This window comes from Collinsella sp. HCP28S3_B9 (assembly GCF_052066095.1).
Classification (GTDB): domain Bacteria; phylum Actinomycetota; class Coriobacteriia; order Coriobacteriales; family Coriobacteriaceae; genus Collinsella.
In genome coordinates this window covers 12932-37059 of record NZ_JBQHST010000012.1, presented here as the reverse complement: position 1 = coordinate 37059, position 24128 = coordinate 12932, and the positions used below count along the sequence as shown (strand labels likewise).

General features: G+C 60.2%; 21 protein-coding genes. All 21 read left to right on the top strand.

What is annotated here, in order from left to right:
• Positions 1-18 precede the first annotated feature (18 nt).
• Complete coding sequence (gene dnaJ / locus ACTNBB_RS04270; protein WP_427726832.1) at positions 19-1167, top strand: molecular chaperone DnaJ; 1149 nt, start codon at positions 19-21, stop codon at positions 1165-1167.
• Between the two features lie 9 nt (positions 1168-1176).
• Complete coding sequence (locus tag ACTNBB_RS04265; protein ID WP_441056766.1) at positions 1177-2469, top strand: MiaB/RimO family radical SAM methylthiotransferase; 1293 nt, start codon at positions 1177-1179, stop codon at positions 2467-2469.
• Complete coding sequence (locus ACTNBB_RS04260) at positions 2450-3436, top strand: PhoH family protein (protein WP_427747936.1); 987 nt, start codon at positions 2450-2452, stop codon at positions 3434-3436. Before ACTNBB_RS04265 ends, ACTNBB_RS04260 begins: the two co-directional genes overlap by 20 nt.
• Positions 3433-3942 (top strand): rRNA maturation RNase YbeY, encoded by a 510-nt coding sequence (gene ybeY, locus ACTNBB_RS04255; RefSeq protein ID WP_427726828.1) that lies wholly within the window; start codon positions 3433-3435, stop codon positions 3940-3942. The genes ACTNBB_RS04260 and ybeY overlap by 4 nt, the downstream gene beginning before the upstream one ends.
• A gap of 9 nt (positions 3943-3951) precedes the next feature.
• Positions 3952-4329 carry a diacylglycerol kinase family protein gene (locus ACTNBB_RS04250; RefSeq protein WP_427726826.1) on the top strand — a complete coding sequence of 126 codons (378 nt, stop codon included), beginning with the start codon at positions 3952-3954 and terminating at the stop codon, positions 4327-4329.
• A 12-nt stretch (positions 4330-4341) separates the two neighbouring features.
• On the top strand, positions 4342-5415 hold the full coding sequence (gene era, locus ACTNBB_RS04245) for a GTPase Era (protein ID WP_441056763.1): 1074 nt from the start codon (positions 4342-4344) through the stop codon (positions 5413-5415).
• Positions 5416-5430: 15 nt separating this feature from the next.
• Positions 5431-6180 (top strand): DNA repair protein RecO, encoded by a 750-nt coding sequence (gene recO / locus ACTNBB_RS04240; RefSeq protein WP_427794773.1) that lies wholly within the window; start codon positions 5431-5433, stop codon positions 6178-6180.
• A gap of 138 nt (positions 6181-6318) precedes the next feature.
• Positions 6319-6597: a 30S ribosomal protein S15 gene (gene rpsO, locus ACTNBB_RS04235; protein ID WP_154516313.1), complete on the top strand. Its 279-nt coding sequence runs from the start codon at positions 6319-6321 to the stop codon at positions 6595-6597.
• A 150-nt stretch (positions 6598-6747) separates the two neighbouring features.
• Positions 6748-8994: a polyribonucleotide nucleotidyltransferase gene (locus ACTNBB_RS04230; RefSeq protein WP_427794772.1), complete on the top strand. Its 2247-nt coding sequence runs from the start codon at positions 6748-6750 to the stop codon at positions 8992-8994.
• A 642-nt stretch (positions 8995-9636) separates the two neighbouring features.
• On the top strand, positions 9637-11307 hold the full coding sequence (locus ACTNBB_RS04225) for a ribonuclease J (protein ID WP_117654800.1): 1671 nt from the start codon (positions 9637-9639) through the stop codon (positions 11305-11307).
• 1 nt (position 11308) lies between these two features.
• On the top strand, positions 11309-14092 hold the full coding sequence (locus tag ACTNBB_RS04220) for a DNA translocase FtsK 4TM domain-containing protein (protein WP_441056761.1): 2784 nt from the start codon (positions 11309-11311) through the stop codon (positions 14090-14092).
• Positions 14092-15582 (top strand): RodZ domain-containing protein, encoded by a 1491-nt coding sequence (locus tag ACTNBB_RS04215; RefSeq protein ID WP_441056759.1) that lies wholly within the window; start codon positions 14092-14094, stop codon positions 15580-15582. Before ACTNBB_RS04220 ends, ACTNBB_RS04215 begins: the two co-directional genes overlap by 1 nt.
• A 26-nt stretch (positions 15583-15608) precedes the next feature.
• Complete coding sequence (locus ACTNBB_RS04210) at positions 15609-16106, top strand: YajQ family cyclic di-GMP-binding protein (RefSeq protein WP_427793479.1); 498 nt, start codon at positions 15609-15611, stop codon at positions 16104-16106.
• Between the two features lie 26 nt (positions 16107-16132).
• A complete protein-coding gene (rimO, locus tag ACTNBB_RS04205) occupies positions 16133-17482 on the top strand; it encodes a 30S ribosomal protein S12 methylthiotransferase RimO (protein WP_441056757.1) in 1350 nt (449 codons plus the stop codon).
• A 99-nt stretch (positions 17483-17581) separates the two neighbouring features.
• Positions 17582-18130, top strand: coding sequence for a CDP-diacylglycerol--glycerol-3-phosphate 3-phosphatidyltransferase (gene pgsA / locus ACTNBB_RS04200; RefSeq protein WP_441041356.1), 549 nt, complete (start codon positions 17582-17584; stop codon positions 18128-18130).
• Between the two features lie 27 nt (positions 18131-18157).
• Positions 18158-18673, top strand: coding sequence for a CinA family protein (locus ACTNBB_RS04195; RefSeq protein WP_427717479.1), 516 nt, complete (start codon positions 18158-18160; stop codon positions 18671-18673).
• A gap of 257 nt (positions 18674-18930) precedes the next feature.
• Positions 18931-20079 (top strand): recombinase RecA, encoded by a 1149-nt coding sequence (recA, locus tag ACTNBB_RS04190; RefSeq protein WP_154516331.1) that lies wholly within the window; start codon positions 18931-18933, stop codon positions 20077-20079.
• Between the two features lie 11 nt (positions 20080-20090).
• Complete coding sequence (locus tag ACTNBB_RS04185; RefSeq protein WP_441056754.1) at positions 20091-20783, top strand: regulatory protein RecX; 693 nt, start codon at positions 20091-20093, stop codon at positions 20781-20783.
• A 257-nt stretch (positions 20784-21040) separates the two neighbouring features.
• Complete coding sequence (rny, locus tag ACTNBB_RS04180) at positions 21041-22594, top strand: ribonuclease Y (protein WP_427726813.1); 1554 nt, start codon at positions 21041-21043, stop codon at positions 22592-22594.
• Between the two features lies 1 nt (position 22595).
• Positions 22596-23681, top strand: a complete 1086-nt coding sequence (locus ACTNBB_RS04175; RefSeq protein ID WP_441015470.1) for an ATP-binding protein — start codon at positions 22596-22598, stop codon at positions 23679-23681.
• Positions 23682-23755: 74 nt separating this feature from the next.
• A complete protein-coding gene (locus tag ACTNBB_RS04170; RefSeq protein ID WP_118079896.1) occupies positions 23756-24073 on the top strand; it encodes a stage V sporulation protein S in 318 nt (105 codons plus the stop codon).
• The last annotated feature ends 55 nt before the right edge of the window (positions 24074-24128 follow it).

Genomic DNA, 24128 nt, shown 5'->3' with positions numbered 1-24128 from the left:
AGTCGGAAGGATTCGGTCGTGTCGGAAAATAGGGATTACTACGAGGTACTTGGCGTCGACAAGGATGCCGACGCGCGGACGATTAAGCGCGCGTTTCTAAAGAAGGCCCGTATCGTACACCCGGACGTTTCGGACGACCCCGATGCCGAGGCCAAGTTCAAAGAGCTCAACGAGGCATATTCCGTTCTTTCCGACGAGCAGAAGCGTGCAAACTACGATCGCTACGGTTCGCCCGACGGCCCCGGTGGCTCCGGCTATGTCGACATTAACGATATCTTTGGCGGCATGGGCATGGACGACCTCTTTTCGTCGTTCTTTGGCGGCGGCGCCGGCGGTGGCGCCCGAAATCGCCGCGAGCGTCGTCGCGGCCGCGATATGGCCATCTCCCTTTCGGTGACCCTTGAGGAGGCGGCGCTCGGTTGCAAAAAGACGATCAGCTATGACCGCCTTGCCCCCTGTGATGATTGCAATGGCACCGGTAGGGCGGAGGGAGCGGCCGAAAAGCAGTGCAGCCGTTGCCACGGCACGGGCTATGTCACGACGGTCCAGCGCTCGTTCCTGGGTCAGGTTCAGTCCTCTTCGCCCTGCCCCGACTGCCATGGCGAAGGCACGGTCATCGACCATCCCTGCGAGACCTGCGACGGTCAGGGCCGCACGCCTTCGCACGAAAAGATCGACATCGATATCCCCGCCGGCGTCTCGACCGGTCGCCAGCTGCGCGTGAGCGGCTTTGGCGAGGCAGGCCTTCGTGGTGAGCCCTCGGGCGACCTGATCGTCAACGTGCGCGTCGCCGACCACGAGCGTTTTAAACGCAACGGCGACGACCTGTACCTCGTGAGCGATATCTCGATTGCGCAGGCTGCGCTCGGCTGCGAGATTAAGGTTGAGGGCATTTTGCCCGACGAGGTCGTCAAGGTGTGCGTCCCCGCCGGTACGCAGTACGGCGACACCGTGAGTGTCAACAACTACGGTATGCCCCGTATCGGCGGTGGCGGCTCGCGTGGACGCTTGATCGTTCAGCTGCGCGTGCTCGTCCCCACGAACCTTTCCGCCAAGCAGCGCGAGCTGCTCGAGGCTTTCGCCGCCGAGTCGGGCGACGATGTCGCTTCCGGCAAGAAATCGGTGACCGATCGCATTAAGAGCGCTCTCGACGACATCCTCGATTAAGGAGCCCGCGTGCTCGCACCTCATATCTCTGTTGTCAACCTCGGCTGCCGTGTCAACCGGGTTGAGTCCGACCGTATCACTGCCGATCTTATGCGCCTGGGTTTTGCAATGGTGGAGCCTCAGGATGCGGAGCTGATCGTCATTAACACCTGTGCCGTTACGGGCGAGGCCGAGGCCAAGACCCGTAAGGCCGTCCGCCATGCGCTGGCTCATCCAAAAGAGCCCTATGTGGTCGTGACCGGGTGCGTTGTCAATTTGCACCCCGAGGAGCTTCTGGAGCTTTCGGACCGCGTGATCGCGGAGCCGTCTAAGATCGATGTCGCCGAACGCGTCTGCGAGGTGCTGGGCGTTGAGTCCGATAGTGTGGCCGCCTGTAGCGACGGCGACGTGGTCGACGCGCTCGGTCGCTCGCGTCTGGGTGTGAAGATCCAGGACGGCTGCAACCATCGTTGTACCTATTGCATTGTGTGGAAGGCCCGCGGCCCCGAGCGCTCCGTGCCGGTCGAGTCTGTGCTCGAACAAGTTCGTGAGGCTCAGGAGGCCGGCGTGCCCGAGGTGGTGCTGACGGGCGTGAACCTGGGCGCCTACGATGGCAAGAGTGCGACCGACGAACACGTCGAGATCGACGAGCTGCTCGAGGCCATCATGGAGCGTACGTCTATTCCTCATGTGCGCATTTCCTCGGTCGAGCCCATGGATATCTCCGAGCCCCTGCTTAAGGTCATGGCGCGCTATCCGCAGCGCATCGCCCCGTTTTTGCACCTGCCCGTGCAGTCTGGCTGCACGGCGACCCTGCATCGCATGGGCCGTCCCTATAGCGCCGAGGCATTTGAGGAGACGGTGCGTATGATCCGCGCCAACTTGCCTCAGGCGTCCCTTTCGTGCGACGTCATCGTCGGTTTTCCCGGCGAGACGAATGAGGAATTTGAGGAGTCGCTGGCGTTGTGCCGTCGCGTGGGCTTTTCGCGCATGCATGTCTTTCGCTATAGCAAGCGTCCCGGTACCCTTGCTGCCGATATGCCCGACCAGGTGCCGCCCGAGGTCATGGCTGAGCGCAGCCGTCGTATGCGAGCCGCGGCGCAGGAACTCGCCATTGCCGACGCCCGCCGTCGCGTGGGCACCGTCGAGCGTGCCGTGCTCGAGTATGGCGACAACCTGACGCTCGGTTCGTTCCATCATGCCCGTCTTGACGATACCTGCGGACTCACAGCCCCGTGCCTGCTCGATGTTGCTATCATCGGAGTCGATGATTCCGGCTTGGTCCATGCACGCAGGGAGGTTCATGGAAGCCTCGAAGATTAGACTTACCGTTCCCGATGGAATTGATCCCTCGCGCGTTTTGGGTGCCGGCGACGGCGTCCTTCGTGCGCTCGAGAGCTTGGTTCGCGCCCACGTGGTCGCCCGTGGCGACAGTATCGCCGTGTGCGGTGACCCGGACGAGGTCGAGCTCGTGGCGCGCTTTTTCGAGCATGCTTTTCGCGAGGCTGCCGCCGGACGGACGCTGTCTGTCGACGATGTCTCTCGCTGCCTGGCCGTCTTGCGCGACGGTGAGTACGGGGCTACGTCGCTTCGCGATGATGTGCTGCTGTCGTATCGCGGTCGTGCCATTCGCCCCAAGACGCTCGGTCAAAAGCGCTATGTGGATGCCATCCGCTCGCATACCATCACGTTTGGCTTGGGTCCTGCCGGTACCGGTAAGACCTATCTGGCCATGGCACTTGCCGTTGCCGCGCTCAAGCGTCACGAGGTGGGCCGTCTGATCTTGACGCGTCCGGTTGTCGAGGCGGGGGAGAACTTGGGTTTTTTGCCCGGTACCCTCGAGGAAAAGATCGATCCCTACATGCGTCCGCTTTACGACGCCCTTTTTGACATGATGGATCGCGAGCGCACCGATGAGCTTATGGAGCGTGGCGTGATCGAGATCGCCCCGCTTGCCTACATGCGCGGTCGTACGCTGAGCGATGCCTTCGTGGTGCTCGACGAGGCTCAAAATACCACGCCCGAGCAGATGAAGATGTTCCTGACGCGCTTGGGCTTTAACTCCAAGTTTGTGATTACCGGTGACCTGAGCCAGCGTGACTTGGTAGGTCGTCGCGGCGGTCTTGCCGACGTTGAGCAGATTTTGGGTCGTGTCGACGATGTCGCGTTTTCGCACCTCGAGCGTGCCGACGTGGTGCGTCACGCCTTGGTGGGGCGAATCGTCGAGGCATACGATGCTTATGATGACGTGCGCGAGAAACGCGTGCGCGACCGAAAGGAGTCCCGTTGAGTGTATTGATCAGCAACGATGCCGAGCTCGATACGCTGCTTGACGCGCAGGAGGTAGAGCACATCTGCGAGGTCGTGCTTGCTGCCGAGGGCGTTGAGCGAAAAGTCGAGATTTCCCTTTCGTATGTCGATGAGGATGAGATGCGCGAGCTCAACCACGAGTGGCGCGGTATCGACCGTACCACCGATGTCCTCTCGTTTGAATGCGACTCGGCCTTTGACGAGGATATCCCAGCCGACGAGACGCTCGAGCTCGGCGATATCATCTTGGCCCCGCAGGTCATTGCCCGTCAGGCCCCCGGCTTTGGCAATAGCCCTGCCGATGAGTGCCGCCTGATGCTCGTGCATGGCATGTTGCATTTACTGGGCTACGATCATATCGTGGACGACGAGGCCGAGGTCATGGAGGCCCGCGAGGACGCCATCCTGCGCGATTTGGCGCTCGAGCGCGGCGAGGACCCCAAGCTGGTTCACGTCGGCCCCATCACCAACCATGCCCACGACTAGGAGCCGTCTATGATTCCCGGATCGAACAAGGACCATCCGTCCTTTTTAAAGTCGTTCTCCTACGCCATGGAGGGCTTCGTTACCGCCGTCAAGACCGAGCGTAACATTAAGGTCATGCTCGTGGCGGGTGTGTGCACTGTCATTGCCGGCTGCATCGTGGGGCTCGACATTGCCGAGTGGGCTACGATTATCATTTGCTGCGGCCTGGTGATTCACGGCGAGCTGTGCAACACCGCCATGGAGGCGATTGTCGATTTGGCGACCCAGGAGTTCCATCCGCTGGCAAAGCGTGCAAAGGATATCGCCGCCGCCTCCGTATACGTTCTTTCCATCACCGCCGCGATTGTGGGCTTGTTGGTATTTGCCCACGCGCTCGGCTTTATTTAGAAAGGGATCTTCATGTCCGACAATATGCAGCCTATCGATGAAACGCTGGACGACGAGTCCCTGGATGCCGTGGATGCCGAAGCGACTGAGGCTTGCGAGGTCGAGGAGTTCGACCCGTTTGAGGGCATGAGTGACGAGGAGCTCGACGCCCTGTGCGACGAGGACGACAGCCTCGCGGGCTTTGGCGACGTTGAGCCCGGTTTCCGCAGCGGCTTCGTGGCCCTGGTCGGTCGCCCCAACGCCGGTAAGTCCACGCTGCTCAACGCCTGCTATGGCAAAAAGGTCGCCATCACCTCGCCGGTGGCCCAGACGACCCGCCGTCGCATGCGCGCCGTCGTCAATCGCCCTGGCTACCAGCTGGTTTTTGTCGATACCCCTGGTATTCACAAACCCAAGGACGGTCTGGGGTCCGAGCTCAACAAGAGCGCGTTGTTCGAGCTAAACGATGTCGATGTCGTCGCGTTTTTGATTGATGCCACCAAACCGATCGGCAGGGGAGACGCCTGGGTTGCCGAGCGCGTCAGATGCGCCCGTTCCAAGAAGGTTCTGGTGCTCACCAAGGCCGATGAGGCCGACCCCGCACAGGTCATGGAGCAGCTTAAGGCCGCCCACGAGCTCATGGAATATGACGATGAGATCGTGACGTCGTCGGTCAAGAACTTCAACGTCGATGCCTTCATCGAGACCGTTGCGCACTTTTTGCCCGAGGGCCCGCGTTGGTTCCCCGAGGACATGGGTACCGACGCTTCCGACGAGACGCTCGTTGCCGAGTTTGTGCGCGAGAAGGTCTTGCGCCGCACCCGTGATGAGATTCCGCACTCCGTTGGCGTAATCTGCGATGCGCTCGAGCAGACCAAGAAGGTGCTGCGCGTGCATGCCACCATTTACGTCGAGCGCGAGGGCCAAAAGGGCATCATCATCGGTAAGGGCGGCGAGATGATCAAGCATATCGGCATCGACGCCCGTCGCGATCTTGAGCGCATCTTTGGCACGCAGGTCTTTTTGGAGCTGGATGTGAAGGTAAAGGCCGGCTGGCGTGACGACGAGGCCCAGATTCGCCGTTTTGGCTACAACGCCGAGGACTAAGGGCGCGCGGCGCTCATGGCAGGCTCACGGACATATCGCACAAAGGTGCTCGTCCTCGATAAGACCAAGCTCAAGGAGACCGATCTGATCTTGACGATGCTCGATGAGCGGGGTCGGCAGGTCCGTGCCGTGGCAAAGGGCGCGCGCAAACCCGGCGGGCGCCTGGCGGCGCGCTGCGAGCTGTTCTGTACCGTCGATATGCTGCTCGCGCACGGACGGTCGCTCGACGTGGTTTCCCAGGCCGAGCTTATGGAGGCGCCGCTCGGCGCCGCGCCCGATTACGAGACGACCTGCGCCGCAAGCGCGATCGCCGAGGTCGCGCGCGTGTGCTCGTTCGAGGACGCCGAGGACCCGTTTACCTTTGCCATTACGCAGCGAGCACTTGCCCTGGTGGGCAGCAGGCTCGACACGGCACATATGGACCTGCTTGTGGCGGCATATGTCTTTAAGCTGCTGTCGCACGTTGGCTATCGACCCGATTTTTCGGCCTGCGTACTGTGCGGAGACCCCATGCTGTCGTATTTTTCGCCCCAGGCGGGCGGGCTCATGTGCGGGTCGTGCGCGTCGAGCGTTCCGGGTGCCGAGCTGGTGTCGACCGGCGAGGTCGCATGGCTGCGCGCCCTCATGTCCATGACCTTCGATGCGCTCATGGCCGAGAGGGTCGATCCCCATACTGCCGCCTTTTTGCTGGGGCTTTCGCATGTTTGGGCTGCGACGCACGCCGATCAGCGTCTTCGCGCGATGGAATTCATGTTGGGTCGGTGATGATGGGCATACGCGGTCCGCTTGTGGTAACATACCGACCTGTTGGTACCTCGACCTTGGATGCTCGCTCCACCGGCGGCTTCCCAGTCCGAGGCGAATAGAGTCGCCCGCGGGCGACGCGAAACGAAAGGTGAAACAATGACTGTTTCCAAAGAGCGCAAGGCGGAGCTGACTGCCCAGTTCGGTAACACCCCGGTCGACACCGGCAACCCCAAGGTTCAGGTCGCCATCCTGACCGAGCGCATCAAGGAGCTGACCGAGCACATGAAGTCCCACCAGAAGGACTTCCACACCCGTCGTGGTCTGCTCATGCTCGTCGGTCGCCGTCGTCGTCTTCTCTCCTACATCAAGAAGAACGACGTCGTCGAGTATCGTGAGCTCATCAAGGCTCTGGGCATCCGCGACAACATCCAGTAAGGATTTGTACATGCTAAGAGCGTCCTGCGCAGCGGGGCGCTCTTTTTGTGTAAGGGCGTGAACAATCACGCTCTGAAGCGTGGCGGGGGCAGGGGGCCCGCGTCACATGAGAAGCCCGCAGGCAAGGGGCCTGCGGGGTAAAGGAGAACAATGACACTCGTATCCAAGACCTTTGAGCTGTACGGCAAGACCTACACCTTTGAGTCGGGCGAGCTTGCCAAGCAGGCCACCGGCGCCTGTCTGGTCAAGCAGGGCGATACCACGATGCTCGACACCGTGGTCGTCTCCAAGGAGCGCAAGAACTACGACTTCTTTCCGCTGACCGTCGACTTCAACGAGAAGATGTACGCTGCCGGCCGTATTCCGGGTGGCTACCTCAAGCGCGAGGGCCGTCCCAGCGAGAAGGCCACGCTCACGGCCCGCATGATCGATCGTCCTATTCGCCCGAGCTTCCCGGACGGCTTCCGCAACGAGGTGCACATCGTCGCCACCTCGCTCGTCGCCGACCAGGTCAACCCCTTCGACGTCATCAACGTCATGGGTGCCTCCCTGGCCATGACGCTCGGCGGCGTGCCCTTCGAGGGCCCGCTTGCGTGCGTGCGCATCGGCCGCAACGTGGAGACCGGCGAGTTTATCGTCAACCCCACCTATGAGGAGCGCGAGAACTCCGATTTGGACCTGGAGCTGGGCGGCTCTGCCGACTTCATCTCGATGGTCGAGGCCGGCGCCGATGAGATCTCCGAGGACGATATGCTCGCCGCCATGAAGTTTGGCCAGGAGGCCCTCGCTGCCTTCTGCCAGGCTCAGGACGAGTTCGTTGCCGAGTGGGAGCAGGTCAACGGCGCTATCGTCAAGAAGGAGTACCCGCTTGACCAGCCCGTCGAGGAGGTCCAGGAGCGCATCTTCGCCCACTACGACGAGATGGCAGCCGCCCTTCGCGACGCCGACAAGCTCTCCCGTATCGGCAAGGTCGAGGCTCTGAAGGAGTCCATCCGTGCCGAGTTCACCGAGGAGGAGCAGGCCGCTTGGGAGCGCGAGATCCCCGTGGCACTCAAGAAGCTCGAGAAGAAGGCCATGCGCACCATGGTCGTCGAGACCGGTGAGCGCGTCGACGGCCGTGCCGCCGATGAGATCCGCCCCATTATGGTGAAGGACAACTACCTGCCGCTCGTTCATGGCTCCGGCCTGTTCCAGCGCGGCCAGACCCAGGTGCTCTCCGTCCTGTCGCTCGGCATGCTCAACGAGGGCCAGCGTTTGGATACCATCGAGCCCACCGAGGGCAAGCGCTACATGCACCACTACAACTTCCCGCCGTTCTGCACCGGCGAGACCGGCCGCATGGGTAGCCCCAAGCGCCGCGAGATCGGCCACGGCAACCTGGCCGAGCGCGCCCTGCTTCCGGTGCTCCCCGACGAGAACGAGTTCCCCTACGCCATCCGCGTGGTCTCCGAGGTCATGGAGTCCAACGGCTCCTCTTCGATGGCTTCGACCTGCGGCTCCACGCTCGCCCTCATGGACGGCGGCGTGCCCATTAAGCGCCCGGTCTCCGGTATCGCCATGGGTCTGATTCAGGAGGAGGGCAAGACCGTGGTCCTGTCCGATATCCAGGGTCTTGAGGACTTCCTGGGCGATATGGACTTTAAGGTCACCGGCACCACCGAGGGCATTACCGCTCTGCAGATGGACAACAAGGCCACCGGCCTTACCTTTGACATCCTGGCCCGCGCCCTGCAGCAGGCCAAGGAGGGTCGCGCCTTCATCCTGCAGAAGATGCTCGATGTGATCCCCGAGCCGCGCCACACCACGCGCAGCACCGCTCCGCGCATCGTCTCCATCCAGGTTCCGACCGACAAGATCCGCGACGTCATCGGTTCCGGCGGCAAGGTCATCCGCGGCATCCAAGACGAGACCGGTGCTTTGGTCGACATCCAGGAGGACGGCACTGTCTTTGTCGGCGGCACCGGCGAGTCCGTCGACCAGGCTGTCGAGCGCATCAAGCTCATCATCAAGGTTCCCGAGCCGGGCGAGGAGTACACCGGTCGCGTGGTCTCCATCCAGCCCTTTGGCGCCTTTGTCAACCTGCTGCCCGGTAAGGACGGCCTGCTGCACATCTCCCGCGTCGCCAAGGGTCGCGTGGAGAAGGTCGAGGATGTCCTCAACGTGGGCGACGAGGTTAAGGTCGTCGTCATCGAGGTCGACGATCGCGGCAAGATCTCGCTCGATCGTCTGGATAAGCCCGAGGCTCCGGCTCGTGCCGAGGGTGCCTCCGAGGGCGACGGTGAGCACTTCCAGCGCCGTGAGCGTCCGCGTCGCGAGCGCTCCGAGCGCAGCGACCGTCCGCGCCGTCCCGGTGACAACGGAGGCCGCAAGCCCCGCCGTCACCACGACGCCGAGTAACAGCCGTACATAAGCAGCTCAACAAGGGCGACTCCGGACAGGGGTCGCCCTTTTACTATTCCCGGCGGGGTCCGCGGGTAAAGTTTCCTGCTCTACAGTCCTGCTCGCACGGAGAGCACATTAAGTGCTCTCCGGCTCGTGCGGAACTCGCGATAAACTTTACCCGCGGCCCCCGCCGGGAATAGCAAAAGGGCTGGTGGGTGCGGGTTTCGATTTTGTCAGATAGTCTATTCAGTTATCTGAATTCAGATCTTTAGATAATCGCATGTGCGGCATTACCCCAGATAAAACCGACCAAAATAAACCTGTCCCTTTTTGGCAGGTTTCCCGTGGGGCGGGCACTGATGAAGTTTATCGCGAGTTCCGCACGAACAGGAGGCCACTTAATGTGGCCTCCGTCGTGAGCAGGACTGTAGAGCAGGAAACTTCATCAGTGCCCGCCCCACGGGAAACCGGCGGGATAGACCAGTTCAGATGGGGCTTTGATGCATGGGTGGTCTGTTGGTGGGCAAATGGGTATCATAATGCGGTTACTGCATCGACTCCGTGATGCATGTTTGTACGTTCCCGGCGGTCGGTTTGCCAGAAGCGCCCCGTCGGTTGTTCCAGACCCGTTTCGAAGAAAGGAAACCGCACGAACCTATGGCAGCTAAAAAATCATCTCCCTTGAAGATCATTCCGCTCGGAGGCCTTGACGGCATCGGCAAGAATATGACGGTCTTCGAGTGCGGCGACGACATGGTGCTCGTCGACGCCGGCCTTATGTTCCCCGACGACTCCCAGCCCGGTATCGATTTGGTGCTTCCCGACTACACCTATGTTCTGGAGAACGAGGAGAAGCTCCGCGGCATCATCGTCACCCACGGCCACGAGGACCATACCGGTTCGCTTCCGTACCTGCTGCAGGACCTCAACAACAAGGTGCCCATCTTCTCGAGCAAGCTGACGCTTGGTTTCATCGAGGGCAAGCTTTCCGAGTTCCGCATCCGCGCGCCCAAGTTCCGCGAGGTCAAGGGCGGTAGCCATGTCAATCTTGGTGGCATTTCGCTCGACTTCTTCTCTATGACGCACTCAATTCCGGGCGCTTTGGGCGTATTCATTCGCACCAACCAGGGCACCGTTATGCACACGGGCGACTTTAAGCTCGACCAGACGCCCATCGATGGCGTCACGCCCGATTATGCCGCCATCAGTCGCTTTGCCAAGCAGGGCATCGACCTGTTGCTTTCCGACTCCACCAACGCCACGGTTCCGGGCTTTACCAAGTCCGAGGCCGAAGTCGGCCCCAACTTGCTGCACGCCATCAAGAATGCCCCGGGCCGCGTGTTCGTCGCGTCGTTCTCGAGCCATATCCATCGCCTGCAGCAGATCTGCGACGCCGCCCGCAAGTGCGGCCGCAAGGTCGTCGTGACCGGACGTTCCATGCTCACCAACACCCGCGTGGCGCGCGAGCTGGGCTACCTCAACATCGACGATGCCGATATCATCGATGCCTTCGATATCGATAACCTGCCTGACGACAAGATCGTCGTCATGTGCACCGGCTCTCAGGGCGAGCCGCTGTCGGCGCTGTCCCGTATGGCCAACGGCGAGCACAAGACGCTCTCCATCCACGAGGGCGATACCGTCATCCTCTCGGCGACCCCTGTTCCCGGCAACGAGAAGGCCGTCCAGCAGGTCGTCAACAGCCTGGCCAAGCTTGGCTGCGACGTGTGGGACAAGAACCGTGCCCTCGTCCATGTCTCGGGTCACGGCAGCCAAGAGGAGCTCAAGCTTCTGATGGCCATGGCCAAGCCCACCTACTTTATGCCGGTTCACGGCGAGGCCGTGCACCTGCGTGCCCATGCCCAGCTTGCCCGTAAGATGGGCATTAAGGATGATCACATCTTTATCCTCGATAACGGTGACACGCTCGAGATGCGCGGTGGTATTGTCAAGCGCGGCACGCCCGTCGAGTCCGGCGTCGTCTACGTCGACGGCCTGCGCATCGGTGATACCGACCCCATCGTCCTGCGCGATCGTCAGAAGCTCGCCAATGACGGTATGGTCACAGCCGTCGCCATCGTCTCGCTCAAGCACAAGAAGATCGAGGCTATTGAGTTCTCGGGCCGTGGCGTCTCCTTTGCTATCGACGATCAGTTCTCCGAGGATGCCTCCGCATCCATCATGAAGACGATCGAGAAGGGCAAGTTTAGCTTTACGAGCAGCGGCTCCGATGCCATTCGCAAGGCCGTGCGCGATTCGCTCTCCAACTTCATTTGGAGCCGTACGCGCACCCGTCCGATGATCATCCCGGTCGTCATGGAGGTTTAGTTTGGCGCGCGGATCTGCACAAAACGCCAAAGGCAATAAAGCCAACAACCAACCGGCATCTGCTAAGGGTGCCGGTTCCCATCTTCGTGCCAATAAGGGCCACGAGGCCGAGTTCGACGATGTTGAGCCCCTGGTCGAGCCTTCGGCCAACCGCGATATCGCCGGCGTGGTCATTGCCGTTTTGGCGATTGCGTCTTTCATTGCCGTGATTTCTCCGGCAACGGCACCCGTGACGGCAGTGGTTGCCGGTTTCTACCATCTTGGCTTTGGCCTGGGCGCCTACGTGCTGCCGATCGTCATTTTGCTGTTTGCCGCTACGCTCTTTTTGGGTGAGGACTCGCCGCTCAACATTCGCTCGGTCGCGGGTGGCGCCGTTGTCTTTATCGCCGTCGTCTCCATTCTTTCGTTGATGGTGCCGGGCACGAGCGATTCGTGCGACCTCATGTTTGTGCCGCAAAACCTGTCCGCCTCGGGTGGCTACATCGGTGCGTTTATTGCGAGTGCGCTGCAGAATGCCCTGGGTAAACCTATCGCGATGGTGGTCCTGTTGGGTTTGGCCGTCGTTGGCTTTGTCATCATCGGCTTTTCGGTGGGTGGCGTTTTGCGCTCTGCGCGCGATCGCGCTGCCGATTTTGCCGAGCGCCGTCGTGCCGATGTCAATGCGAGCCCGTGGGGCGACGAAGAGGCCCTGTCGGTTCCCGGCGTCGCCCGTCCGCACCTGAGCATTCTTCGTCAGAAGGGCTCCGATATGGCCGTGACCACGGTCATGGGCAATGACGCGGACCCTGTTCTGGACGATGATGACGAGGACGATGATCCGTTTGTCGACGTGTCCGAGGCCGTGGAGGCCGAGCGCGCCAAGACCACGCTTCTGCCGCGTCGCCATGCCAAGAATGGCAAGTCCGCGCCCAAGCTCAACACGAGTGAGCCCGACCCGTCTTGGTCCGATAGCGAAATCGAACTCACCGCGGGCGATGACGAGGATGACGAGTGTCCGCTCGAGACCGCCAAGACAACTTTGCTGCCGCGTCGCCAAGACAGGCGAGGACAGGTCACCGGACAGCTTTCGATGGAAGACGACCCGGACAAGGTCGACGAGTCCGAGCCGCCGTTTGCCGTGAACCCCGTGTCTGCTGCCCCGCAGATCCCCGATTTCCTGAAGCACCCCAAGGTTGCCGATGCCTCCACCCCTACGGCTTCCGCTGCTCCTGTTGCAGCCGGCGATGGGGGAGCTGACGGCACTGCTGCCGATGTCGAGGGCGAGCAAGAGGATGGCCTCAAACTCCCGCCGCTCGAAATCCTGCACGCCAACCCGCAGTCGGCGTCCGCCGCGTCTTCTGACAAGGAGTTGGAGCAGACTGCCGAGTCGCTGCAGTCCACGTTGCTGGAGTTTGGCCGTAGCGCTCGCGTCGTCGGCTGGATTGCCGGTCCCACGGTGACGACCTTTAAGCTGCAGCCCGGCGAGGGCGAGCGCGTGAGCAAGATTTCGAGCCTCGAGGACGATATCGCGCTTTCGCTTGCCGCCCAGTCGGTGCGTATCTTTGCGCCGATTCCCGGCACCTCGCTTGTGGGTATCGAGATTCCCAATCGCAAGCGCCAGAACGTTAACCTGGGCGACGTGCTTCCCTATGTGAAGGGCGGTCCGCTCGAGCTGGCCATCGGCCGCGATGCCGAGGGTACGCCGGTTGTCGCCGACCTCGCCAAGATGCCCCACCTGCTTATTGCCGGTACCACCGGTTCCGGTAAGTCGGTCATGATCAACTCCATCATCACGACCCTGCTCATGCGCGCCCTTCCCGAGGACGTTCGCTTGATCATGGTCGACCCCAAGCGCGTTGAGCTTGCCGGCTATAACGGCCTGCCCCATCTCTATGTGCCCGTGGTGACCGAACCCAAGCAGGCTGCGAGTGCCTTGCAATGGGCTGTTTCCGAGATGGAGCGTCGCCTGAAGGTGTTCGAGCGCCTCAACGTTCGCAAGATCTCGACGTATAACGAAAAGCAGGCTGCCGGCGAGTTCGAACACTACGATAACCCGCCGCAAAAGATGCCCTATCTGGTCATTATCATCGACGAGCTTTCGGACCTGATGATGGTTGCCGGCAAGGATGTCGAGGCCTCGATCGTTCGTATCGCCCAGCTGGGCCGTGCCGCCGGTATTCACCTTATCGTGGCTACGCAGCGCCCCAGCTCCAACGTGGTGACGGGCCTCATTAAGGCCAACATCACCAATCGTATCGCCTTTAACGTGGCCACGGGCATCGATTCCCGCGTCATTATCGACCAGATGGGCGCCGAAAAGCTCACCGGTTTGGGCGACATGCTGTTCTCCAAGGTCGACTGGGGCAAGCCCCGCCGTATCCAGGGCTGTTTTGTCTCGGATGACGAGATCAACGAGATCGTCGAGTTCGTTAAGTCGCAAAGCGAGCCCGACTACCACGAGGAGATTCTGTCTGCCGTGGCGCCTGCTTCCATGTCCATGGCTGGTGGCGGCGGTATTGTCCGCATGGGCGTTGCCGAGCCGCAGGATGACGACCCGCTTATCTGGGAGGCCGCTCATATTGTGGTGGAATCGCAGCTTGGCTCCACATCTGGCCTGCAACGCCGCCTCAAGGTTGGCTATGCGCGCGCCGGGCGTATTATGGACATGCTGGAAGAAAAGGGCGTCGTCGGCCCGCCCGACGGTTCCAAGCCGCGCGAGGTCCTGCTGGATGACGAAGGGCTTGCCGCGCTGGAGTCTGTCGACGCCGAGATGGTACGTGAAGATCGTGAGTTTGGAGGATTCTGATGGCTGCACGCTTTGGTGACATGCTGCTCGAGCAGCGTCGCCGGATGGGCCTTTCCATCCAGCAGGTCGCCAACACCATCAAAATCAGGCCGCAGATCATCGAGTTTTTCGAGACTGGTAACTTTGCATCGATGCCTCCGCGTGGCTATGCGCAGGGCATGATATCGAGCTACGCTCGCTTTTTGGGGCTTAACCCGCGCGAGGTCGTCAACGCTTATTTTGACGACCTCATGGCATATGAACGCGATACCTCGCAGCAGGGCGGTCGTTTTCAGGATGCTGCCGGCTACGTTAACTCGCGTTCTTCGGTCGATAACGGTCGTTTTTTGATGGTTCAGGGTGGTCGTACGACACGGTACGGCCAGCGCCCTCCGCAAGCGGGCTATATCACCGAGACGGGCTCCAGCGAGGAAATTCGTTCTCAGCGAGATCGTTTTCGCAGTACGCCCCTGCCAGATGACCGTGCGCTTCCCGCCGCTCGCGGGTTGAGTCGCGATCCTCGCGCCGGTTACGGCGACGGTGGATACTCCGGTCGTAGCTATCGCGGAGTACCCGCCGGGCGTTCCCGCGATGGCTATTCCGACGCCGATACCACGCAGGTGACGCCGCGCCTCCGTTCGCAATCCCAGCCCTATGGGCAGCGCTCTTCGGTGCCTCGCTCTGGCCAGCGCGGCTATCAGGGCCGTGGCGAGCTTGCGCCGCGTCCGGGCCGGCGGGGTTCGCAGCGCCAGAGTAGCTATCGTGGTCGTCCCGATAGCGGTCGCGGCCGCATACCGCAGGGTAATGGTCGTGGTAGCTCCAATCGCGGACGCGGCGTTGGGCGCGCCTCTCAATACAACACGATCGATCCGCGCATTATTTACGTCGGCATCGGTGCCGTGGTGCTGCTGTTGATTTTGCTCATCGTGGTACTCCTGCGTGGTTGCGGCTCTGCTGCACCCGAGTCGACGCCCGAGACACCCGTGGCTACCAAGACGACGACTAAGAAATCTTCCAAGAAGACCGAATCCACTGACGAGGATGAAGACGCCGACGAGGCGACGGATGCGGCCGGTTCCGATGCCGCCAAGGCGACGGTCAAAACGGAAGAGGACGAGGTCACCAAGGTCAAGGTCTCTGTTGCCAAGGGCAAGACCGCCTGGATCGAGGTCAAGGTCGACGGTAAATCGGTCTATGGCGCTCAAGCGACCGGTCCTTTTGAGCAGGAGTACACGCCCGAGTCCTCGATTGAGATCACCACGTCCAAGCCCTCCGATGTCACGGTCACCAAGAATGGTGAAAAGGTTCGCTATGACACCAAGACATCGGGTGTGGCGCGCGTGACCATTACCGTTCCCAAGAAGGAGACCGCTGACTCCGCGAACGGCGATAATGCCGGCGGTACCGATAATGCCGACGGCACCGATGCCCAGTCTACCGTCGGCACCGACACGGCATCCGACGACCAGACAGTGAACGATACAGATGACTATTCGTACGACAGCTACTAAGGCTCCCCGTACCGAAAGGAAGAACCATGGCTAAAGATTCCAGCTTTGACGTTGTGTCCGAGGTTAACATGCAGGAGGTCGATAACGCCTTCCAGCAGACCGCCCGCGAGATTTCCCAGCGCTATGACCTTAAAGACTCCGGCGCCACCATCGAGCTTTCGAAGGGCGACAAGCTCTTTACGATTAACGCTCCGGCCGATTTTGTCTCCAAGCAGATCATCGATGTTTTGAGCTCCAAGCTCATCAAGCGCGGTATCGACCTCAAGGCTGTCTCTTGGGACACCCCGCAGGCGGCTTCGGGCGGTACCGTGCGCGTGCTCGGTCATATCGTCGAGGGCATCGACCAGACGACCGCAAAGAAGATCAATAAAGACATCAAGGATCAAAAGCTTAAGGTCAAGGTGACCATCGAGGCCGATAAGCTGCGCGTTTCCTCGGCTTCTAAGGACGCTTTACAGACGGTGATTCAGTTCCTGCGCGACCAGGACTACGGCCAGCCGCTGCAGTTTACCAACTACCGCTAATTTACTCGAAAGGACCGCTCTCCAACATGGATACTCCGTTGGGTTCCGTACTCTATATCACGCTTGGCTGCGCCAAGAACGAGGTCGATACCGACCGCATGCGTTCGCTGCTGGCCGCTGCGGGCTACGAGGAGGCATTCGATCCTCAGGATGCCGATATCGCCATTGTCAATACGTGCTCGTTTCTTACCTCGGCGACGTCTGAGAGCATCGAGACCACGCTCGAGCTCGCTAACGAGGTGCAGGACGGCGTTCGCTCCTGCCCCATTGTCATGTGCGGTTGCGTGCCGTCTCGTTACGGCGACGACCTGCCCGACGAGCTGCCCGAGGTCGCGGCATTTGTGAAGGCCGGTGAGGAAGACGGTATCGTCTCTGTCATCGATGGCGTTCTTGGTGTGGAGCGTGAAACCGCTGCCTATATCCCGCAGGTCAAGCGTACCGTCGAGGGCGCTGTCGCCTACGTCAAGATCTCCGATGGCTGCAATCGTTTTTGCAGCTTCTGCATGATTCCCTACATTCGCGGTCGCTATCATTCGCGCAATGCCGAAAGCATTATCTCCGAGGTGCGCGACCTGGTTGCCGGCGGTGTGCGCGAGATCGTGCTGATCGGCCAGGACACGGGCATTTGGGGCACCGACTTTGCCGATGAGGACGCCGCCGAGGCCTCACCGCGCAATCTGGCGCAGCTGCTGCGCGCCGTCGCCGAGGCTGTGCGCCCGCACAACGTCTGGGTTCGTGTGCTCTATCTGCAGCCCGAGGGCATGACCGACGAGCTTATCGAGACAATCCGCGATACGCCCGAGGTGTTGCCCTATATCGATATCCCCGTGCAGCACTGCGACGCGCGCATCCTCAAGGCCATGCGTCGCTCCGGTTCGCGTCAGGAGCTCGAGGAACTGTTCCGCGATCTTCGTGATCGTATCCCCGGCATCGTGATTCGTTCCACGGCCATGGTCGGCTTTCCGACCGAGACCGACGACGAGTTCCGTGATCTTATCGACTTTATGGACACCGTCGGCTTTGACTATACGAGCGTCTTTGCCTACTCGCGGGAGGAGGGCAGCCTGGCCGCCAATATGGAGGGCCAGGTCGATGAGGAGGTCAAGCTCGAGCGCGCCCAGGAGGCCATGGATCTGGCCGAGTCGCTGGGTTTTGCCGCCACGGCAGCCCATGTGGGCGAGCGCGCCCAGGTAATCGTCGACGGTATCGAGGAGACCGAGGACGGCGCCGAGCTGATCGGTCATGCCTGGTTCCAGGCGCCCGATTCCGATGGCGCGGTGCATCTGGACGCCAGCGAGGCGTCCGTGGGCGATATTTTGACCGTCGAGTTTACCGATAGCTTCTGCTATGAGCTTATCGGCCATGTTGTGGAGTAGGAGAGCGTCGTGGCAAACGAGAGCAATAAGGAACTGACGAGCGTTTGGACGCCCGCCAACATCGTGACGTGCGTTCGCATCGTCTTTATTCCGGTGTTCATGATCGTCTCGGCCCTGTCTCACGCGAGCGTTGCCTGTACGGACTGGAGCACCTTCGACGGCCCGCTCGCCGCCGCTGCCTTCATTCTGTATGTGATCCTGTCGTGCACCGATAAGGTCGACGGCTATCTGGCGCGCTCACGCAACGAGATCACCGATTTCGGCAAGTTCTTGGACCCCATCGCCGACAAGTTGCTGGTGTTCTCGGCCTTGCTGCTGTTCTTGGATTTTGGCGCGGTGACCGTGTGGTCCGTGTTCATTATCCTGTTCCGCGAGCTGTTGGTGAGCGCACTTCGCATGGTCGCGAGTGCTGCCGGTGTGGTCGTTGCCGCCGATAAGCTCGGCAAGTACAAGACGGCGACCACGATGGTCTCCATCTGTGGCTATCTGTGCGTCTTTGCGATGGCCGGTCTTCAGCTGGGGCCGGCGTCGCTGCTGCTCGGTGTCTATTCGGTGTCGCGCTTCCTGTACGTCATCGCTGTCATTTTGACCATTATCTCGGGTGCCCAGTACTTCTGGAACTGCCGTAAGATCGTCTTTTCGGTCTAGGTCCTGGTGGGTATGACGGAGTCTTATTTGCAGATCGCCGCAAACAACGAGGAGCTGGCGCGCGATATTGTCGAGCGCGCGAGTGCCCGTGGCGTGACGGTGTCGACGGCGGAGTCGCTGACGGCGGGCATGATCGCCTCGACGATTGCCGATATCCCGGGTGCCTCGGCGGTGCTTCGTGGCGGTGCGGTGACCTACTGCGATGAGATCAAACATCGCGTGCTCGGCGTCGAGCAGGAAACACTCGATCGGTTTAGCGCCGTGTCGCATCAGACGGCGCGTGAGATGGCCGCGGGCTCGCTGGACCTCTATCAGAGCGATGTCGCCGTGAGCGCAACGGGCTACGCTGGGCCCGGCGGCGGTACCGAGCAAGACCCCGCCGGCACGTTCTATATCGGCTGGGCGTATCGCGCGGCCGATGGGGGAGCGACGGTCGTTGAGTCTGCGCGCTGTCACTACGAGGGTGATCGGTCGTGCGTCCGTGCCTATGCGGTCGCTGAGGCTTTGGAACGCATTGTCCGCGTGCTCAATTCCATGGAATAGACGTGTTTTAAGGGGCCTTAGGGCCCCTTAATTGTGGAGATAGGGACCTTTGGCAAGGAATGCGCTTGCGCTGGCACATGTCTTTAATTTGTACGAGCACTCGTATTTGCGATTGGCATGGTCAAGCTTTTGGTCGGCGTTTGGTCGGCGTTTGGTCGGGTTTTGGAATGGACGGGTGCATATGATGAACCTGAACGGTTGACCACGAACAGCCGTTCGTTTATCATCGATTCAGGTTGTTAAGAGGAGGGCTATTCATGGCCAAGAATTCAGGTCCCGTACGTACCGTTCATACGCGCACGACGGGTAAAGAGCGCGACGAGATGATCGCCACTACCAAGGCCGAGATCGAGAAGAAGTTCGGCCAGGGTTCTATTATGAGGTATGGCGACGGCGGTCCCGAGCTCGAGGTCGAGGCTATTCCGACGGGCTCTCTGGCGCTCGATGCCGCCTTGGGTATCGGCGGCGTGCCGCGCGGCCGTATCGTTGAGATTTATGGCCCCGAGTCCTCCGGTAAGACAACGCTTTCGCTCGAGATTCTTGCAGAGGCGCAGGCCATGGGCGGTGTCGTGGCTTTTATCGACGCTGAGCATGCGCTTGATCCCACCTACGCCGCGCGCATCGGCGTCGATATCGACGAGGTGCTGATTTCCCAGCCCGATACGGGTGAACAGGCGCTCGAGATCGTTGACATGCTTGTACGTTCCGGTGCCATCGACGCCATCGTCGTCGACTCTGTTGCCGCTTTGACTCCGCGTGCAGAAATCGAGGGCGAGATCGGTGACACGACGGTGGGTCTGCAGGCTCGCTTGATGAGTCAGGCGCTCCGCAAGCTCGCCGGCTCGCTTGCCAAGTCCAACACAACCTGCATCTTCATTAACCAATTGCGCGAGAAGATCGGCGTCATGTTCGGCAACCCCGAGACCACCACAGGCGGCCGCGCACTCAAGTTCTTCTCTTCCGTGCGTATCGATATTCGCAAAATCGATACCATCAAGCTCAAGGACGAGGTTATCGGCAATCGCGTTCGTGCCAAGGTCGTTAAGAACAAGGTGGCTGCTCCGTTCCGCTCGGCCGAATTTGACATCATGTATGGCACTGGCATTTCTAAAGAGGGCTCGATTCTGGATATGGCTGTCGAGTGCGGCATATGCAAAAAGATGGGGTCTTGGTTTGCCTATGGTGAGGACAAACTCGGCAACGGTCGCGAGGCCGCTAAGACGTTCCTGCGCGAGCATCCCGATTGCGCCGACGAGATCGAGCACAAGGTTCGCCTTGCCTGCGGTCTTGAGTATGACGATGATGCCCCCTCCGAGGTTGAGTTGACCGATCAGCCCGCCCCCGAGGAGTTTGACGAGCTGTATGCCATCGATGGCTCCGCGATGCTCGACGATGACGACGAGTAACGGTTGCCGACATGTCGTATACGGTGACCGAGGCTAGGGTCGTTTTTCCGGATAAGAAGACGGCCTCCTCGTTCTCGAGCGGTTATGCGTCTAAAAAGCCCTGTGCACATATCGATTGCGATCTGGAGGGCGGTTTTGAACGGTCCATTTGGATTCCCGTGCGTGTGGCACGTGTGTACGTTCAGAACCGTCCCGATCTTCCCTGCGGCTGGGATGACTTTCGCGAGGCGGTACAGCTTATCGAATGCAAATGTGCGCTCACCATGGTGACCGAGATGCTTTCGCGTCGTGATCATGCTACGGGCGAGGTACGCGATAAGTTGGCGCGCTATGGCTTTCGTCAGCCCGCGATCGACTTTGCCGTCAATCGTGCCATCGAGTATCGTTTTTTAGATGAGAACCGCTTTTGCTCGTACTTTATCGAGGAGCGTAAGCGTCGTGGTTGGGGGCAGCGCAAAATCGAGACTGAACTGAAGCGTCGCCATGTTGCACTTGATGAGATTCCAGGGTATCCCGAGGCTTATTTTGCCGAGGATGACGACTTGGCTCGCGCATCGGCTTTGCTCGCTAAGCGTCGCGTTCCCGAGGCACGTGCATTCGAAAAGCTCGTCAGATTTTTGATGGGCAAGGGCTTTTCTTATCACATTTCCGCGGATGCCGTTAAGGCGCGCCTCGATGCCTTAAGCGAGAAATGCGACGTTTAAGCATGCGCACGTTACGCTCCTGCCGTTCACCGCTCGATAGGCGCCGTGCTGGGTGCGTTGATTTGACAGTTGTTGCGGTTCAACGTAGGATAATAACTGTCATTTGCATTGTGATATGTGCTCATCTGCGATGAGTTTGTTTATATGTTTATCTGTATCCGACCCGCATAAGCTGCGCCCATATTACTCAAATGTCGCGAGCCGTTCGTATGGACGGTTCGCTTTGTTGTGTAACGAATCCATAAAAAGGAGTGAGCATGCCGCTTATCATTGCAGCGCTCGTTGGCATTGTTTTGGGTGCCATCGTCGCCATTGCCTACATGCGCACCGCCAAGCAGGGAAGTCTTCACGAGGCCGAAGAAAAGATTCAGTCGGCACACGCGCAGGCAGAGTCCCTGATCGGTGATGCTAAGCGTCAGGCCGAGACCCTCAAAAAAGAGGCTCTGCTCGAGGCTAAGGAAGAGATCATCAAGAACAAGCAGGCCGCCGAGGCCGAGGACAAGCAGCGTAAGAGCGAGATTCGCGCGCTCGAAAATCGCGTGATGCAGCGCGAGGAATCGCTCGACCGACGCAACGATGCACTCGATAAGCGCGAGCATCAGCTGTCCAGCCAGGCCGGTCAGGTCGAGAAGCGCTCTCGCGAACTTGAGGAGCTTTGCGCCAAGCAGACCTCCGAGCTCGAGCGTATTGCCGACCTTACGCGCGAGGATGCTCACAAGGAGCTGCTCGACAAGGTCCGCGGCGAGGTTACCCATGAGGCGGCCACCATCATCCGTGAGTCCGAGCAACAGGTCCGCGCCGAGTGCCACAAGACCGCTCAGGAGATTCTCTCCCTGGCGATCCAGCGTTGTGCCGCCGACCATACCGCCGAGGTCACCGTCACGTCCGTTCATATTCCCTCCGATGATCTTAAGGGCCGTATCATCGGTCGCGAGGGTCGTAACATCCGTACTTTCGAGCAGGTTTCCGGCGTCAACCTTGTGATCGACGACACCCCCGAGACTGTCGTGCTTTCGAGCTTTGATCCGGTCCGTCGTGAGACCGCCCGCGTGGCGCTCGAGAACCTCATTGCCGACGGTCGTATTCACCCCGCCCGCATCGAGGAGATGTACCACAAGGCCGCTGACTTGGTTCAGCAGCGTGTGCTCGAAGCCGGCGAGCAGGCCGCCTTCGATACCGGAATCCACGACCTGCATCCCGAGATCGTCAAAACCCTGGGCGCTCTGCGCTACCGCACCTCGTTTGGTCAGAACGTGCTACAGCACTCGCTTGAGGTCTCCGACCTGTGCGGCATCATGGCCTCCGAGCTTGGTCTGGATGTTGTGACCGCCAAGCGCGCGGGTCTTCTGCATGACCTGGGCAAGGCCATCGATCACGACGTTGAGGGTCCGCATGCTGTGATTGGCGCCGAGCTTGCCCGCCGTTATGGCGAGAAGCCCGTTATCGTCCACGCAATCGAGGCCCATCATGCCGATGTCGACCCCAACACGGTGCTCGACGTTCTGGTCCAGGCTGCCGATGCTGTTTCCGCTTCTCGTCCCGGCGCCCGTCGCGAGTCGGCCGAGAGCTACATCAAGCGCCTTGAGAAGCTCGAGGAGATTGCCAACTCTCATGACGGCGTCGAGCGTACCTATGCTATGCAGGCCGGTCGCGAGGTCCATGTCATGGTTCAGCCGGACAAGATTTCCGATGCCCAGTCCACGGTGCTTGCGCACGATATCGCCCATCAGATCGAGGAAGAGATGGAGTATCCCGGTCAGGTGCGCGTTGTCGTGATTCGCGAGAGCCGTGCCGTCGATATCGCTAAATAACATGAACGACGCGAACGAGCTCATCTCATTTATCGCGTCGATGTCGGGGGAGGGCAACCTTCGCGTCGAGGAAAACCTTGGCGAGGGGTATGTCCGCCTCCGCGTTTCGGAGGCCGAGCGCCGTCAGGCCAAGCATGACATTCAGCATGTAGAGGACATTGTCATCGAGATGCTGCGTAATGCTCGCGATGCCGGAGCCGATAAGGTCTATCTAGCCACGACCAAGGAGGAGGGTGTTCGTACCCTCCTCTTCCTGGATAACGGTTCGGGTGTGCCGCAGGATATGCAGGAGCGTATCTTCGATGCCCGTGTCACCTCCAAGCTCGAGAGCATGAAGATGGACCGTTGGGGTGTTCACGGTCGTGGTATGGCGCTGTTCTCTATCAAGCAGAACACCGATGAGGCACGCGTTGTTACATCGGGCGTCGATTTGGGCTCAGCGTTTAAGGTGTGCGTTGACACCGATCGCTTGGCTGAGCGCGCCGACCAGTCGAGCTGGCCTCAGGCGGTTAAAGACGAAGACGGCCGCTATGTATGCGCTCGCGGTCCTCACAACATCATTCGCGCAGCCTGCGAGTTTGCCCTTGAGGAGCTGCGCGACTGCGACGTGTATCTGGGCTCTCCGTCCGAGATCGCGGCGACCCTGTACGCCCAGGCTTCCAGTCGTCTCGATACGTCACGCCTGCTCTTTATCGATGACGAGTGTGAGCTTCCGGTTATCGATCGTTTAGGTCTCGCTTCGGATGCCGAGGATTTTATCCGGATTTGCTCCGGGCTGGGTCTCGAGATGTCCGAGCGTACTGCCCACCGTATTCTGTCAGGACAGATTAAGCCCGTTCGCGGTGTGTGCGCGCGCCTGCTGCGCGAGCGCGATTCCACCACGCATTTGCCGGCTTCAGTCGATCTTGCCAAGGACCGTCGAGGCCTTCGCATTGCCAAGGATGACATGGCGCAGTTTTCGCGTGCTGTCGAGCGCGACTTCAATGACCTCGCCGCCCGGTATTACCTCAATCTGTGCGGCGACCCTAAGATTCGCGTTTCACGTGATCGCATCACCGTGACGTTCGATCTTGCCAAAGAGGAGTAGCATCTTTACCGAGTCCGCTCGGTACGATACAGTTATTGCAGTTAAAACGTACTTTTAAACGCAGGAGTTTCTTCATGGATTGCCTGAAGGTATCAAGCAAATCATCGCCCGCGTCCGTTGCCGGCGCCATTGCCGGTATGGTCAAAGATGGCGTTCCCGTCAACATTCAGTGCGTCGGTGCCGGCGCCGTCAACCAGGCCATAAAGGCCGTTGCCATTGCGCGAGGTTTTCTGATTCCGACTGGCTTTGATGTCTCTTGTGCGCCGGTGTTCTCTGACATCCTCATTAACGGGGAGTCTCGCACGGCAATCCGTCTCTCTATCTACGTTCATCAGATTAATCGGGCTGCTATGGACAATGTCGTCATGGACGACGTTAAGCCTGTTGCGTAAGCGAGTTTTCGCACGTTTGTAGCACCTTTGTGCCCCGTCGATATCATCGTTAGGA